9 protein-coding genes are annotated in these 17,402 nt (G+C 41.3%); all 9 read left to right on the forward strand.

The annotated features are described in order from the left end of the window. Positions 1-623 precede the first annotated feature (623 nt). On the forward strand, positions 624-1,808 hold the full coding sequence (locus WC747_03730; GenBank protein MFA5999099.1) for a tetratricopeptide repeat protein: 1,185 nt from the start codon (positions 624-626) through the stop codon (positions 1,806-1,808). 122 nt (positions 1,809-1,930) lie between these two features. Further along, positions 1,931-3,733: a hypothetical protein gene (locus tag WC747_03735; protein ID MFA5999100.1), complete on the forward strand. Its 1,803-nt coding sequence runs from the start codon at positions 1,931-1,933 to the stop codon at positions 3,731-3,733. A gap of 30 nt (positions 3,734-3,763) precedes the next feature. Next, positions 3,764-5,521, forward strand: a complete 1,758-nt coding sequence (locus WC747_03740) for a hypothetical protein (protein MFA5999101.1) — start codon at positions 3,764-3,766, stop codon at positions 5,519-5,521. Between the two features lie 164 nt (positions 5,522-5,685). Beyond that, positions 5,686-7,578 (forward strand): exosporium protein, encoded by a 1,893-nt coding sequence (locus WC747_03745; protein ID MFA5999102.1) that lies wholly within the window; start codon positions 5,686-5,688, stop codon positions 7,576-7,578. A 185-nt stretch (positions 7,579-7,763) separates the two neighbouring features. Further along, on the forward strand, positions 7,764-9,599 hold the full coding sequence (locus tag WC747_03750; GenBank protein ID MFA5999103.1) for a hypothetical protein: 1,836 nt from the start codon (positions 7,764-7,766) through the stop codon (positions 9,597-9,599). Between the two features lie 24 nt (positions 9,600-9,623). Next, positions 9,624-10,757, forward strand: coding sequence for a hypothetical protein (locus WC747_03755; protein MFA5999104.1), 1,134 nt, complete (start codon positions 9,624-9,626; stop codon positions 10,755-10,757). Positions 10,758-10,920: 163 nt separating this feature from the next. Then, positions 10,921-13,248 (forward strand): hypothetical protein, encoded by a 2,328-nt coding sequence (locus tag WC747_03760; protein ID MFA5999105.1) that lies wholly within the window; start codon positions 10,921-10,923, stop codon positions 13,246-13,248. A 220-nt stretch (positions 13,249-13,468) separates the two neighbouring features. Further along, positions 13,469-16,675: a hypothetical protein gene (locus WC747_03765; protein ID MFA5999106.1), complete on the forward strand. Its 3,207-nt coding sequence runs from the start codon at positions 13,469-13,471 to the stop codon at positions 16,673-16,675. Between the two features lie 98 nt (positions 16,676-16,773). Further along, the coding region (locus WC747_03770) for a hypothetical protein (protein ID MFA5999107.1) at positions 16,774-17,402 on the forward strand (629 nt) is incomplete at its 3' end.

Raw genomic sequence — 17,402 nt, forward strand, 5'->3', positions numbered from 1 at the left:
ACGAGTATTAACTCCGACTCAAGAATCCAAGTTATTATGGCATACCCAGGAATTAGGGAGTATGAGCCGATAATTCCTACGAAGCCTTGTCGAAGTAGGATAGGCGAATGCGAGCATTAATTCCGACGAGATTACCCAAAGAAACCTCTTTGGGTCGCATGATTTCAAAGTATGTGCGAAACCATACTTTGATGCCTGGCCTGGCATGAAGGCCAAACAAAAGAATAATTGAAAAATAAAGATGATATGTGGCCGTGCCCGGCGTAGCTACAAGATCTCTCGATACTTTTTGCTAGCGCAAAAAACTCGAGATGAACGACAACTAGGAAAGAAAAAGCGAAGCCTGGGTGACCGACTCGTACAAAATTCATAGGGAGGGGAATTAGTTGTTATAGGAAAGGAGAATATGATGTAAGCTTGGCAAGTCGATATGTACTTACTAGAATTTGCTTTAAAAAAATCAATATACAGAATTTATTTTTTTAGTAGTATTCATGCGTTAATGCAGTTTAGAGTTTTAAAAGTTTGAAGGTTTTATGATTAAATAAGTTTTAAAAATTAAGTGTTTTATAGCAAAAATTGTATAACAAAATAAAAACTAATAACAAAAAAGAGTGAGTAGCATGAAGTTAATTTCAAAATTTTCTTTTATATTTTTAACAATCTTTCAGTCTTTAAATCTTTTTGGTCAACCATCTTGCTCTCAAGATGATCCTCTGCTTGTCATTACTATCATGGTGAAAAATGAAGCAGACGTTATGGAAAGAACGTTGCTTCCATACCTCGATGCTGGCCTGCAACATTTTCTCGTTTTAGATACTGGTTCAACCGATGAAACCGTAGAAGTAACCAAACAACTTTTTGAGTCTTACGATGTGCATGGATTTGTGGTTGAACAACCGTTTGTTGATTTTGCAACTTCACGAAATTATGCCATTGATTGCAGTGAAGAACTGTTTCCAAAAGCAACATTCTTTTTAATGATTGACGCTGAATGGTACTTAAACGATGTGCCAGGTTTGATTAATTTTTGTAAACTTTTCAGACATTTTCCTGAGACTGCATATTTAATGTGTCTTCATAATAATCACTTTTCTAAAAATTATTTGTGTCGGTTGTGGAAACCGAATCACGGCATTCGATTTGAAGGCGTGGTTCATGAGTATTTAAATAAAATAGGATATATAACTGTTCCTGAAACTATTTATTTTAATTGGGATCCAACACAGCGTGGTATTGATAAAACAAATAAACGTTTTTATCGAGATATCGAGTTGCTTTTGAAAGAGCATGAAAAACATCCAGAAGATCCAAGAACTCTTTTTTACTTGGGTCAATCTTATGCATGTACCAATGATTATGCAAACGCAGCTATTTGGTACCAAAAACGATCTGAAAGATCTGTTTGGGATCAGGAAGATTTTATGACCTGGTACAGACTTGGTGATGCACACGATCAGTTGGGCAACTGGAATCAAGCTCTGTTTTATTATCTTAAAGCATATGATATGAGACCGAGTCGTATTGAACCTCTGATGAAAATTGCAAATTATTATTTAAAAGTTCTTGATTTTGCAAAAGCATTTTATTTTTCAAAGCTTGCGGTTGATACTCCGGTAACGACTGATACGTTGTTTGTTGAAAACATTGCATATAATTTTGATCGATACAACCTACTGGGAATTGCTGCATGGTATGTTGGGGAGTATGAAGTTGGTGAAAAAGCAGTTTTACAGGCATTGAAGCACTCGCCTGATGCTACACACTTGCTTTTTAATCTGTCTTTGTATGAAGGTAGAAAAAATTAATATTTTATGAATCAGCAAAAAAGGAGACCTTTTGTTTTAAGGATTTAAAATCCTATTTGATACTTCAGCGAAGAGATTAAGAAAAATTATTATTTTGTGACCACGTAAAAAAGGAGACCAGGATGAAGTCTAAAATTCTAAAACTGTATCTAATACTCATGAGCGCAATGGCTTACGGGGACTGTTGTGTAACAGATTGTTGTCAGCCGGTTGAGTGTGACACACCTTGTTCAATTTCCAAAAACACATGGTTACCTCGTTCATTTGTATCATATCAAACACACGATCTTTTTCAGGAGCAGTATGCTTACGGGCAGGATTTTGAAGACAGCGAGCACAAGCTTAACATTTCTTTTTTCACTGAATATATGCAAAATTTTGGTGCAAAATGTGGCTCATGTAAAAATTTAGGATCTATGCCATTTTGGTCAGGAACAAACCAAATGACCATTGGTAACAACGATGGAAAAGCTGATGTTGATGCATACCAACTTGGTATGGGTAACGTCGTAGCTAATGCAGATGGTATTGCAGGAGTTATTCAGTTAAATCCAAAAATACAACACGCTGGTACTGACATGAGTCTTTACTATGTGCATAGCAAGCAGGAACGTAGCTTTTACTTCAAAGTGCATGCTCCACTTGGTGCAATGATCATAACACCACAGCTTAAAGAGCTACTGGTTGCAGAGTCGAATGATCATCTTAGCTTTACACAAATGACAGCAGCTCCATCTCCATCAGAAATCACGTATCAATTCACTGAATATCCAACACCGTCTCGTCGCCCGGACACAGTTTCTGACTATTTCTTTGGTGGAAAAACAGGTAACGCTTTAGAGGGTAATCAAGAAAAACCAATTCATTTACGTAGAGCTCGTATTGCTGCGTGTAAACAAACGATAGTACGTTTAGGTGATATCACAACAGCTATTGGTTACAATGCATACATGAGTGAAAAAGGTTTCTTTGGCCTAGGCGCTAAAGTATCAATGCCAACAGGTAACGTTCCAACAGCTGCTTATATGCTTGAGCCAATTTTTGGTAGAGCTGGCGCATGGGGCGTTGGTGGTGAAGTTTTAGGATCGTTCAGAGTCTGGGAAAACTGTGATGCAACAAGAAATGTAACTGTTGCTTTTCAGGGTGAAGTGCTTCATCTGTTTCAGGGTAGAACTCCAAACTTTAGAACGTTTGATTTAAAACAAAACGGACCTGGTTCTAAATATTTATTAGTGCAACATTATGCATCTCAATATAGCAATCTAAATCCGAACACTGACGTTATTGAGCCACAAAGAATACACCCAGTTGCTAACTTAACAACGCTTCCAGTTATTTCAAAAATAGCTGTTGAAGGTTCGTTTGCAGTTGCTCTTGACTACCATTTTGATAATTGGAATGCTTCTCTTGGTGGTGAATTCTGGGGTCGTTCACGAGAAAAATTACAAATTGATATAGCTTCAGCGATAGACCAGCGACTACCAAATCTTAATAATTACGCAGTTTTAGGTCGTCAAGTAAGTGCATACCGTATTGATGAGCAACCAGCATCTCCAGCAACTGCTGTACCAGTTCGTACATTCTATTGCGAACCTTTAGCAAGAATTAATAAATCTCAAGATGCTGTGCAATTGGTTGGCTCAGTACCAACCGTAACAGCACCTACAGTGCTTCCTGATGGAATTAAAGATGCGCGTCTTTCAGAAAACCGTATTCCTGCAGACTTGTGTGAAGCGCTTGATATCGGTGCTGCACAAGCATCACGTGCGTTTACTGGAAAAGTCTTTGGTCAAGCTGGATACACATGGACAGAGCATTATCATATGCCGTCACTTGCTGTTATCGGTAGTGTAGAACTTACAGGTAAAACAAATAATGCAGTGCAACTATGGAGCGTTGGGCTTCAAGGTTCTTTAAATTTCTAAGTTTGATGGTCAATAATTAAAAGGAAATATATGACGATAAGAAAAATAAATAGTTACGTAGTACTTTCGACACTCGTCGGGTGCTTGGTAACTATGGATGCTTTGGGAGCAGCCCAACAAAGTAAAAGTTCATTAGATGTTAAGCGTAGTGGAGCTGAAGTTTGGTTTCCAAGCACACCGGATGCTGCTGCAGCTGTTCAAGTATCTGGTGGAACTACAGCAAGCAATATTGGAGCTACGGGTTTAACTGGTTTAACTGGTGCAACTGGTTTAACTGGTTCTACAGGCTCAACAGGTTCTACAGGTTCTACTGGCTCTACTGGTGCAACTGGTGACACAGGTTCAACAGGATCTACTGGTTCTACAGGCTCTACAGGTTCTACAGGCTCAACTGGAGCAACTGGTGACACAGGATCTACGGGATCTACAGGTTCTACAGGATCTACTGGTTCAACTGGTGCAACTGGTGACACTGGATTAACAGGAGCAACTGGCGACACAGGATCTACTGGGTCTACAGGATCTACAGGTTCTACTGGCGCAACTGGTGATACAGGACTAACTGGAGCAACTGGCGATACAGGATCTACTGGTTTAACTGGTTCTACAGGTTCTACGGGTGACACTGGATTAACAGGTGCTACTGGATCTACTGGTTCAACAGGTTCTACAGGTTCTACTGGTGCAACTGGTGACACTGGATTAACAGGAGCAACTGGCGACACAGGATCTACTGGGTCTACAGGATCTACAGGTTCTACAGGTGCAACTGGTGACACAGGATTAACAGGTGCAACTGGTGCTACTGGATCTACTGGTTCAACTGGTTCTACAGGTTCTACGGGTGACACTGGACTAACTGGAGCAACTGGCGATACAGGATTTACTGGGTCAACAGGTTCTACTGGTGCAACTGGTGATACAGGACTAACAGGTGCAACTGGTGACACAGGATCTACTGGTTCAACAGGTTCTACTGGTGCAACTGGTGATACAGGACTAACAGGTGCAACTGGTGACACAGGATCTACTGGTTCAACAGGTTCTACTGGTGCAACTGGTGACACTGGATTAACAGGAGCAACTGGCGACACAGGATCTACTGGGTCTACAGGATCTACTGGTGCTACTGGCTCTACTGGCTCTACTGGACTTACTGGCGCAACAGGTGTAACTGGTGAAAGTATTGCTGGTGCAACAGGTTCTACTGGACTAACTGGAGCAACGGGTGAAACTGGTGCAACAGGTGTAACTGGTGAAAGTATTGCTGGTGCTACTGGACTTACTGGTGCTACTGGATCAACTGGTTCTACTGGTGCAACTGGCGACACAGGGTCTACTGGTGCAACTGGTGCTACTGGCGCAACTGGTGCTACAGGTGCTGCCGCTATTGGGACTTATGCATGGTTTGCTTCCACTGCGATTCAGACAGCTTCAGCAGGTTCATTGGTTGCGTTTGATTCATTACCTACGCCCGTTTCTAATCTTATTACCGCTGATGTTACTTTTAAAACATTTACTGTGACAAACGCTGGAACGTATAAAATTAAAGTTTTCCTTGCTCCTGTTGCTACGACAACTAATTTTGAGATTTTAATAAGTGGTGCGTCTCTTGTCCCACCACTCTCTGATCCGATTACGGCACAATCTGTACCTCATATTGCTGAAGTTATTGTAGTTCTTACTGCTGGCCAAACTATAGAAGTGAAATCTATTGACGCTTTAAACCTTACACCTAGTAAATATGGATTTTATTCTGCTTCAATAACGATTGTTCGAGTCGGTTAAAGTAATGATAAAAACAAGGGCCAAAGATTGCATAGATTTTAGTAATAAAATCAAATCTTTGGTCCTTGTTGTGCAACGTAGGACACGGGTCATAAAACTTGAAAATAAGCAGTTTGGTTTTGAAAAAAATTGAACAAGCATCTCAGTAAAAAATTAGGAAAAGTATGTTTGTATTGCATTTGACTGTTAAGTCCACCATGAATGTAGTGGTGAAAAAAATAAAAAATTATATTGCATTGTCGATGCTTATTTCTTGCGTCGGTAGTATGAATGCTCAAGGAGATGATCATAATAGAAATAAAAAAGCTTCAAAATCTACTCAAGCGGCAGCGTTAGTTAAGCGATCAGCTTCTGCTGAAAATGATTATCCAAACACGGATGATGTACTTGCGTTTGTGACAGTTGAGTCTGCTTCTGGAGTTACTGGTAATACAGGTGCTACGGGAGCAACTGGAGCTACTGGTACAAGTGCCAGAGGTGCTACTGGTGACACAGGGCTTACAGGTTTAACAGGTTCAACTGGATCTACGGGATCAATAGGCGCTACAGGTTCAACAGGAGATACAGGCTCTACTGGCTCTACTGGCTCTACTGGTTTAACAGGTGTAGGCACAATAGGTTCTACTGGTTCTACTGGATCAACTGGTTCTACCGGATCAACAGGTGCTACAGGGTCAACAGGTTCTACAGGTGATATTGGTGCTACTGGTTCTACAGGATCAACAGGTGCTACCGGATCAATTGGCTCTACAGGTGCTACTGGTTCTACAGGTGACACAGGATTAACGGGTGATACCGGTGCTACTGGTTCAACAGGGTCTACTGGTTCTATAGGTTCAACAGGTTCTATAGGTGCAACAGGTGACACTGGGTTAACTGGCGATATCGGTGCTACTGGTTCAACAGGATCAACTGGTTCTATAGGTGTTACTGGTTCTACAGGATCAACAGGTGCTACCGGATCAATTGGCTCTACAGGTGCTACTGGTTCTACAGGTGACACAGGATTAACGGGTGATACCGGTGCTACTGGTTCCACAGGGTCTACTGGTTCTATAGGTTCAACTGGTTCTATAGGTGCTACTGGTGATACTGGATTAACTGGCTATACCGGTGCTACTGGTTCAACTGGTTCAACAATTCTTGGAGTTACAGGTGACACTGGGTTAACTGGTGATACTGGTGCAACTGGTTCTACAGGATCAACTGGTGCTACTGGTGCAACTGGTGCTACTGGTGCAACTGGTGATACTGGTTCAACAGGATCAACAATTCTTGGAGTTACTGGAGACACTGGGTTAACTGGTGATACTGGTGCTACTGGATCAACAGGATCAACAGGTTCTATAGGTGCTACTGGTGCTACTGGTGCTACTGGAGACACAGGACTTACGGGTGACACTGGTTCAACAGGATTAACTGGTTCTATAGGTGCTACTGGTGACACAGGATTAACAGGCGATACTGGTGCAACTGGAAGTACAGGCACAAGTGCCATAGGTGCTACTGGTGCTACTGGAGACACTGGGTTAACTGGTGACACTGGTGCTACAGGATCAACTGGTGTAACAATTATTGGAGTTACAGGAGCTACTGGAGACACAGGACTTACAGGTGCTACAGGTGCTACAGGTGCTACAGGTGCAACTGGTCTTGCATTTTCAAGTACTTATGCATGGTTAGCTGATAATGCTACAAGTCAAAATCTTAATATCGGCGATTTAGTTAATTTTACAACAAATATTGATGTTAGCACTCCTGGTCAATTTACTGTTACTCCTAATTCTGTAGAAGTATTAGTTGCTGGAACCTATGAAATCACCGTGTTTATTGCTGGTTTTGATGATTTGAGTCCTAGTCGTTTTACAATTCTAGTTAATGGAGGTAATATAGGCTTTGACGATTTGGTTACTGAGGCCGTGCCACATATTATTAATTGTATAGTACCTCTTGCTGTTAATGATGTGATTTCGATATTTGCTGGCGCTGCAGGAACAATTTCGCCAAACAACTACGGGTATTATGGTGCGGCAATGACGATTGTAAAAATAAATTAAAACATTATTGAACTTAAAATATTTTTAAGAAAGATGAGGGTTGGAAAGTAAAATTTCCAGCCCTCATTGTTTTTATTTGTGAATTATTTTCTGGTTAAAATTGATATACATTTGCATTTTAAATTTTTTTTTATGAGAGTAAGAAAAATTATTATTTTGTGACCACGTAAAAAAAGGAGACCAGGATGAAATCTAAAATTCTAAAACTGTATCTAATACTCATGAGCACACTGGTTTACGGGGACTGCTGTGTAACAGATTGTCCAGATACTAATTCATGTGACACGCCTTGTTCGATTTCCAAAAATACATGGTTGCCTCGTTCATTTACATCATATTCTTACCGTGATATTTCTCAGGCTCAGTATACGTACGGGCAGGATTTTGGCGATAAAGAGCATCATCTTAACATTTCATTGTTTACTGAATACATGCAGAATTTTGGTGGCAAATGTGGCTCATGTAAAAATTTAGGAGCTATGCCATTTTGGTCTGGAACAAACCAAATGACCATTGGCAACAATGATGGTAAAGCAGATCTTGATGCATACCAACTTGGTATGGGTAACGTTGTAACTAATGCAGATGGTATTGCAGGCGTCATTCAGTTAAACCCAACAGTTCAAAGTGTTGGTACTGACATGATGTTGTATTATGTGCATAGTAAACAGGAACGCGGAATTTATTTTAAAGTGCATGCTCCGCTTGCTGCAATGATTGTAACGCCAAATCTTAAAGAATTAATGGTTGCGCATTCTGACAACGAAGTTGCTTTTTCACAGGTAACAGCAGCTGCTGCTGGAAATCCTTCATCAACAATCACCTATGAATTTCCGGCATATTCGTCACCACTTCGTCGCGCAGCAACGGTTTCAGACGTATTCTTTGGAGGTGCGCCAGGTTCATCTTTAGAGGGAAGTGCATTAAAGCCAATTCATTTACGTCGAGGTCGTATTTCTCCATGTAAACAAACCATAATTCGCTTAGGTGATATCACAACAGCTTTTGGTTACAATGCGTACATGAGTGAAAAAGGTTTCTTTGGGTTAGGATTTAAAGCATCACTACCTACTGGTAACGTTCCAACAGGTCATTATATGCTTGAACCAATTGTTGGTAGAGCTGGTGCATGGGGCCTTGGTGGTGAAATTTCAGGATCATACAGAGTTTGGGAAAATTGTGATCAATCAAAAAATCTAGAAATTTTTGTGCAGGGTGAAGTGCTTCATTTAATGCAGGGCAGAACGCCAAACTTTAGATCATTTGATTTAAAACAAAACGGACCTGGTTCTAAATATTTATTAGTTCAAAATTATATGGCTGACTACACCAATAAAGTTATTCCAGAAGCTACCGAAGTTTTCGTGCCTCAATCACTTCATTCAGCAATTAACATTACAACACTTCCAGTTATTTCAAAAATAGCGGTTGAAGGATCATTTGCTGTCGCTACTGTTTTTAATTGTGACGATTGGAATGTTTCTTTGGGCGGTGAATTCTGGGGTCGTTCACGAGAAAAATTACAAATTGATATAACTTCAGCAATAGACCAGCGACTACCAAATTTAAATGACTATGCTGTTTTAGGTCGTCAAGTGAGTGCATACCGTGTGAACGGACAGCCAACTTCTACAGTCTCACCATTTAATCCAATTGAAGTATTTTATGTTGAACCACTTGCAAGAATTAATAAATCACAAGATCCTGTGCAACTGGTTGGAACATTAGTTTCTGCTGGTGGGCTTGGTATTGTTACGTCTGGAATAATTCCTGATGGAATTAAAGATGGGCGTCTTTCAGAAAATCGTATTCCTGCTAATCTATGTGAAGCACTTGATATTGGTGCAGCACAAGCGTCACGCGCATTTACGGGAAAACTTTTTGGACAAGCTGGATACACATGGACGCAGCATTGTCATATGCCATCACTTGCTGTAATCGGTGGTGTAGAGTTTACAAGCCAAACAAATAACGCAATTCAACTGTGGAGCGTTGGTCTTCAAGGTTCTTTAAATTTCTAAAAATAACGATTAAGGAATTGAGTTATGAATAAAGTAAAAATTTACATAGCAATTTCGATGCTCATTGGTTGTTTTGCAACGATGAGTGCTCAAGATGAACCATCGGATGCTGTAAAGGCTACGCTGTCAACTATGCGTGCAACGGCAACAATAGACGGTGTGCTACCATCAGTAGCAATACCTCAAGCTAGTGTAGGTCCTGCTAGCTCTGCTGCAGGAGGAGCTTTATCTCTTGGGGGTGTGGTTATTTCAAATAATGGTACTACCGCTACCATAACAAATAATGGAAGTCCTTACTCATCAACAGCTATTTTGATATCTGGAAGTACTGTAACGTTTAATTCGCCTGTTATAGCAACTAGTTTATCATTAACTAGTTCAGCAAATATCATTATAAATGGTGATTTGGTTGTTAATGGGTCGGTTTCAGTAGAAGTTGATACAACATTAACGGTGCGAGGAGATGCATTTTTTAATGGAGTTTCTTTATCTATGAATTATGTTTCGGTACATGGAGGTTTGTTTGTATCTGGAGATGTATTTATTCAAGAATATCAACACTTTATAGAAATTTTAGGAACTGTTCAAGCAAGTAATCTTTTAATCCAGCATTGTGGTTCCATATCGAATATAGAGAGCATTTACTTATTTGGTACCATAACGGTTTTGGACAGTTTGCTTATAATGGATAATTCATCTATTTATGAAGGTGCTGTTATATTGTACGTGAGTTTATCTGCTATTACATGCTCTCGTATGTTAGTACAAGCTTGTAAATCTTTTTTTGGTAATGCAATAGTAATCTGGGAAAATAGTAGTATAAATGCATCATTAATAACATTTGATAGCAATTATTCTGGTACCGGTGCGGCAATTGTAATTAATCCTAGCAATAGTATCACTGCGGACACTGTAGAATTTTTATATAACCAGGGCGGTAGTGTGAATTATGCCATATCAAATAGCGGAACAATTAACACAGATATTATTAAACTAGCTCAAGATTGTACGTCTTCAAAGATTGAAGCTTTTGATAATGAAGGCACACTCGTAAGAAAGGCAGGAGTAGGAGTTCCGTATATTAAATATTTATTTAATGATAGTGGAACTTGCGTCAATGCTGGTTATGCTGCAACGTCTGGTTTTAGTTTTACTTGATAATTGTTTTGCTTTAAAAAATAAAAAGGTCTTGCTAAATATCGCAAGGCCTTTTTATTTTTTATCGAATTCGAGTTCTATAACCTTCATCTTTTCAATTGACTCATATTTGAAAAAATGTCATGTTGCTTTCTTCAAAGATCCAATAAAAAAAGGAATTGATTTGAAGCGAATCCGTGCGATATTTTGCTTATTATTTTTGGGCAGTTTAAGTCAGAATTTTATTTTAGCCGATACTCAAAAACGTTGCTCAACGAAATGCTCAATAAGCAAAAACACATGGTTGACTCGATCATTTGCTTCATATCAAATGCATGAAATCATTGCACAGAAAAAAATAATTCAGCAACATCAAGATGCGCAACATCAAGAAGATAATCAAGCTTTGCTCATGTTTGATCATCACGAAAATCTTTTAACACCATCAAATAATTCGTTAAGTCAAAATGACAACCAAGCTTTTGTAGAGCTTGAACAGCAAGAAGATCATGTCGATAAAGCTTCTGACTCTGACAGTGTTGCACAGCACGAACAAACAATATTAGAAAAAAAACAAGTTAGTGATGACCAAGATTTTGAAATATTTGATTCAGAAAAAGATTATGTTTTAGCAGCGCCTATGCCATCGAAAAATACCACATCATATTTGGCAGCTTTTACGCAGCGAGTAAAACAAAAAGCTCGTAAAATATATTCTTATCTAAAATCAGACAATAAAAAATCTTTGTCTTCTCCCGTTCAAATTTCGCAATCAAAACTTACAGTTGGTCAACACAAACAAGATTATCTTGATATGCAGCAACTTGCAGAGGAAATGAGAGAAGAGCTTGAAGACAATAAAGAGTACGTTAGAAAGAAACTATTTTACGAAAATAAATGTCGAACTGCATCGAAATATAATTCGGTGAATATTTCTTTTCTCATGGAATACATGCAAAACTTTGGTGGCAAATGTGGGCACCATTGTAAAAATTTAGGCTCTATGCCGTTCTGGTCTGGCACGAACATTATGACGGTTGGTAGCAATGACGGCAGAGCTGATCTTGACGCATACCAACTTGGTTTGGGTAAAGTAAAAATAGATGAAGATGGAATCGCAGGAGTTATTCAACTCAATCCAAAGGTGCAGCATGTTGGTGCTGATATTTATTTGCATTGGGCTGCAAAACAAGATGAGCGAGGTTTATATTTTAAAGTACACATTCCTTTTGGAGCGGTCATTATTTATCCACAGTTTAAAGAATTGGTGAAAACTATACCTGATGATAATTTAAGCTTTACGCAAATAACGGCTAACCCAGGTTCTACTAAGATTAGTTATCAGTTTCCTGAATATCCTACACCATTTTTCCGTCCTTCATCAGTATCAGAAGCATTTTTTGGAGGAAGTCCTTCTCAAAATCATTTGAATGGAAACCGTCATCATCCGATACGTTTGCGAAAAGGACGCATTGCAGAAACTAAATCATCTGAAGTTCGGTTTGGAGATCTTACTGCGGCATTGGGTTATAACGTTGTTGCAAATGAAAAGGGTTTGTTTGGCGTAGCTTTTAAAGTGTCATGCCCAACGGGTAACGTTCCACTCGGTGATTATATGCTTGAATCAATTTTTGGCAGAGCTGGGCTATGGGGTGTGGGTGCAGATATTTCAGGTTTTTATAATATTTGGAATAATGCTGCTGGAACCAAATCTTTAAATTTTGCAGTGCAAGGTGAGGTTCTTCATTTAATTCAAGGTAGAACTCCAAACTTTAGAACGTTTGATTTAAAAAAGAATGGACCAGGATCTAAATATTTAATAATTCAAAAATATACTGCTGTTTATGATCATAGAACTTCTGGATTTGTAACCATAGAAAATATGGAACCACGCACGATTCAACCAGCGGCTAACATTACGACAGTTCCTGTTATCTCCAACATAGGAGTTGAAGGTTCACTAGCTGTGATGCTTGATTACCGTAGCAAGAATTGGAATTTTGACATTGGTACTGAATTTTGGGGCCGAACAGCAGAGAGGTTAGCAATTGATGTTCCGGCAGCTGTAGCATTTAGACTTACAAACTTTAATAATTATGCCGTTCTTGGTCGGCAGGTAGGTGGTTATTTAATTGACGGGCAACCAAATTTACTCCAAACATTTTATTGTGAGCCACTTGCACGAATTGGCAAATCTCAAGATGCAGTTCAATTAATTGGATCACCTGCAACTGTTACAAAGCCTGCTTACGCCGATCTTCCTGATGGAATTAAAGATGCTCGTATTGCCTCTAATCGAATACCTTCACTGCTTGAAGAAGCTCTTGATATTCCAGGCGCTCAAGCATCTGCAGTTTTTACGGGTAAAGTTTTTGGCCAAGCCGGATACACGTGGGTTGATCGTTGCTTTATGCCATCACTCAGCGTTGTTGCTGGTGTTGAATTTACTGATAACACTAATAATATGGTTCAACTTTGGAGCCTTGGTCTTCGAGGATCGTTGCAATTTTAAGTTTTTATAAAAGAGTAATAATTTGAAGGTACCTATGAACATTTTAAAACCAACAACAAAATTCTCTCTCTCGTTTTCCTATGGTTTAACCAGCCGTGTCCGCCATAGCCAAAGGCAGCCTGCCCGCCGAAGCGTTTTGCGAAGGCTGGAAGGATCCAGGTTATTAAATCTTTCCTCAAAAATTATCGTTATATTTTTTATGATGTTTTCTGTATCAATCATGAAATCTTCAGATCAAAATGCGAAAAACACAGAAAAAAACTTGAGTGCGTCTGAGTTGCAAATTGTTAAAGAAATTATTGCTCAACATGTTACCACGGCCCAGCCTTCGCCTTTGGCTATGGCGGACACGGCCAAAGCTTCGACGGACACGTCGGCGGACACGGCCCAGCCTTTGTTAAAAACCTCCCAGCCATTTTTGGTTAAATGTGAAGAACTTTTTCAGTCACAAGGTTCTATTGAAGAAAAAAACTTGAGCCCATCTGAGTTACAAATTCTTAAACAAATTATTGCTCAATATCTAAATCATCCACCCAAAAGAAGTCCGCATTTTACTCCGTATGAAGAATTATTTGAGCCACAATATGTAGATGTAGTTTTAGGTTTTGGTTTAACTGGTGCCACAGGTTCTACTGGTTCCACTGGAAGCACTGGTTCAACAGGATCAACCGGAAGCACTGGGTCAACAGGTTCAACCGGATCTACAGGAGCAACTGGCTCAACAGGAAGTACTGGATCTACTGGTAGCACAGGAAGTACCGGGTCCACAGGATCTACGGGAAGTACCGGGTCCACAGGATCTACGGGAAGTACTGGATCAACTGGATCAACAGGAAGCACTGGCGCTACCGGATCTACAGGAAGTACAGGTTCCACGGGTTCTACCGGATCTACAGGATTAACAGGTTCGACGGGTTCGACTGGTAGCACAGGTTCTACAGGTTCTACAGGAGCAACCGGATCAACTGGAAGTACAGGGTCAACAGGTGACACAGGTTCTACGGGATCTACTGGTAGCACAGGAAGTACCGGGTCCACAGGATCTACGGGATCTACCGGTTCTACAGGATCTACGGGTGACACAGGTTCTACTGGTTCTACTGGATCAACGGGGGATACTGGTAGCACGGGCTCTACCGGATCGACTGGTTCTACAGGTGCGACTGGGTCAACTGGTAGCACAGGAAGTACTGGGTCTACCGGATCTACAGGTTCAACAGGATCAACGGGTGACACTGGTAGCACGGGCTCTACAGGATCTACTGGTTCTACAGGAGCTACAGGAAGTACCGGATCAACGGGTGATACAGGAAGCACAGGTTCAACAGGATCTACAGGTTCTACTGGAAGCACTGGGTCAACTGGCTCTACGGGAAGCACAGGCTCTACGGGTGCAACAGGTTCGACAGGATCTACTGGTGACACTGGATCTACAGGAAGTACCGGATCTACGGGTTCAACGGGATCCACAGGATCTACTGGATCAACGGGTGATACAGGAAGCACAGGTTCAACGGGAAGTACCGGTTCAACAGGATCTACAGGTTCTACTGGAAGCACTGGATCAACTGGTTCTACTGGTTCAACTGGTTCTACTGGTTCTACCGGATCAACAGGATCGACAGGTTCTACCGGATCTACTGGTTCTACCGGATCGACTGGTTCAACAGGAAGCACAGGTTCTACAGGATCTACAGGTTCTACTGGAAGCACTGGGTCAACTGGCTCTACGGGAAGCACAGGCTCTACGGGTGCAACAGGTTCGACAGGATCTACTGGTGACACTGGATCTACAGGAAGTACCGGATCTACGGGTTCAACGGGATCCACAGGATCTACTGGATCTACGGGAAGTACTGGATCTACGGGTGATACAGGCTCTACTGGCGCTACCGGATCAACAGGATCTACTGGTGCAACCGGATCTACCGGCTCTACGGGGGCGACAGGGTCTACGGGATCTACCGGATCAACAGGGGATACGGGTTCCACAGGAAGTACTGGAAGTACTGGGTCAACCGGATCTACTGGTGACACAGGATCTACGGGAAGTACAGGGTCAACAGGATCAACAGGAAGCACGGGATCTACAGGTTCTACAGGCTCAACAGGAGCTACAGGAGCAACAGGGTCAACCGGAAGCACAGGTTCTATCGGATCGACAGGTTCTACAGGTTCAACTGGAAGCACTGGTTCAACCGGTGACACGGGATCTACCGGATCAACTGGATCTACCGGATCAACTGGATCTACGGGAAGTACAGGTTCTACAGGATCTACGGGCTCTACTGGTTCAACAGGTTCTACAGGATCTACCGGTTCAACGGGTGACACTGGATCTACGGGTTCTACAGGAAGCACTGGATCAACCGGTGACACGGGATCTACTGGTGCTACAGGGTCAACCGGAAGCACAGGTTCTATCGGATCGACAGGTTCTACAGGTTCAACTGGAAGCACTGGTTCAACTGGATCTACGGGTGACACAGGTTCTACAGGTTCAACTGGAAGCACTGGTTCAACTGGATCTACGGGTGACACAGGTTCTACAGGTTCGACTGGTTCAACGGGATCCACAGGATCAACAGGCTCAACTGGATCTACGGGGGACACAGGAAGTACAGGTTCTACTGGTGACACAGGATCTACAGGTTCAACTGGATCTACAGGTTCGACGGGGGATACAGGTTCCACAGGAAGCACGGGTTCTACCGGTTCAACAGGAGCTACAGGTTCGACAGGATCGACTGGAGCAACCGGCTCAACAGGTAGCACAGGCTCAACCGGTTCGACGGGTTCTACAGGGGATACAGGGTTAACAGGAAGCACTGGAGCAACAGGAATGACTGGAGCAGGAGATACTGGTGCGACAGGTTCAACGGGAAGTACCGGTTCAACAGGAGCTACAGGAGTTACTGGTGCTGGTGAAACAGGTGCAACAGGATCGACTGGAAGCACAGGAAGTACTGGAAGCACGGGATCTACAGGCTCCACCGGATCTACTGGTGCAACAGGAGCAACTGGTGCTACAGGTGCTATCGGAGCCACAGGAGCTACAGGAGCAACAGGTATTATTACTGGAACTCAAGTAAGTTCTAGTGCGGCTGCTACTACAACATCAGCTACAGATGTTCTTCTTACGGGAATGACAATCACTCCTGTTGCAGGAACTTATTTCGTAGAATTTAGTTCTTGGGGAAGAAATAATAATAATGGAACAACTACAACCTATTCTATTTATGTTGGGGGTGTTCAAGTTGTTGCGAGCGTAAGGACTTTTACAACAAGTGCCTCTGCCAATGAAATATTTGCTACCAATGCTATTGTAACGGTAGATGGTACTCAGGCTATTGAGATTCAGTGGCATGTAAGTGGAGGTACTGGAAATACTAATGATCGAATTATGGATATTCTACAATTGTCTTAAATAGTATTTTTAAGTAAGGCTTATAAATTTAAAGAAGAGTGAAAATTTTTTATGACTGGATCCTGGATAAGTTATATTGGACGGCAAAGGGAATTTTAATGGAATGCGTTTTAAAACAAATAAGAGTAATGCTGGTTGCGTTGATTACAGTAATGCCTATTTATATATCAGCCTCGAGCGGAACCACCATCACTCCAAATCAGGTAATTTCTGTGCATCGAATATTAGATACAAGTTATGTTGACCAAATAATGGCAACAGTCGGCACAGTGGGATCTGACCCATGCACCTGGGTAACAACCAATCTTTCTGCGAGCTTCATCGGTGCAGAAAATTTTGAGCCGCTTATAGTTTCAAATTGCATAGGAGACACAGTGGTTGCATGGGTATATATGGATGCGACTAATATAGCCCAAATAGCAGCATCTATTTTACTGCATGGAACTACGACGTGGTCTACGAGTACTGTTTCTGCAAATATTACGCGTCAAGGTACACCAGAATTTTCAGTTTTTTTAGATGAAAATGGTCAAGCATTAATTGAATGGATGCAAAATGATCCAAGTACAACTTTCACTGAAACTCTAGGAGCTTCTTCACTGATTAAAACTGGCTTATGGAGTGCTCCTTTTGTGGTTATGACGACGGATCCAGGTTATATCTGCGTGCCAGGTGCTGCAGGTGCCCTTGAACTGATTGGCGTAGGAGGATGTAACGTATCACCTAT

The sequence above is a fragment of the Candidatus Babeliales bacterium genome, from assembly GCA_041660205.1.
Taxonomy (GTDB): Bacteria; Babelota; Babeliae; order Babelales; family Chromulinivoraceae; genus JACPFN01.

What these genes read in the sequence shown, in the direction of transcription:
- WC747_03740 (MFA5999101.1), top strand. Translation starts at nt 3,764, where the DNA reads ATGACGATAAGAAAAATAAATAGTTACGTAGTACTTTCGACACTCGTC.
- WC747_03735 (MFA5999100.1), top strand. Translation starts at nt 1,931, where the DNA reads ATGAAGTCTAAAATTCTAAAACTGTATCTAATACTCATGAGCGCAATG.
- WC747_03750 (MFA5999103.1), top strand. Translation starts at nt 7,764, where the DNA reads ATGAAATCTAAAATTCTAAAACTGTATCTAATACTCATGAGCACACTG.
- WC747_03745 (MFA5999102.1), top strand. Translation starts at nt 5,686, where the DNA reads ATGTTTGTATTGCATTTGACTGTTAAGTCCACCATGAATGTAGTGGTG.
- WC747_03730 (MFA5999099.1), top strand. Translation starts at nt 624, where the DNA reads ATGAAGTTAATTTCAAAATTTTCTTTTATATTTTTAACAATCTTTCAG.
- WC747_03755 (MFA5999104.1), top strand. Translation starts at nt 9,624, where the DNA reads ATGAATAAAGTAAAAATTTACATAGCAATTTCGATGCTCATTGGTTGT.
- WC747_03765 (MFA5999106.1), top strand. Translation starts at nt 13,469, where the DNA reads ATGAAATCTTCAGATCAAAATGCGAAAAACACAGAAAAAAACTTGAGT.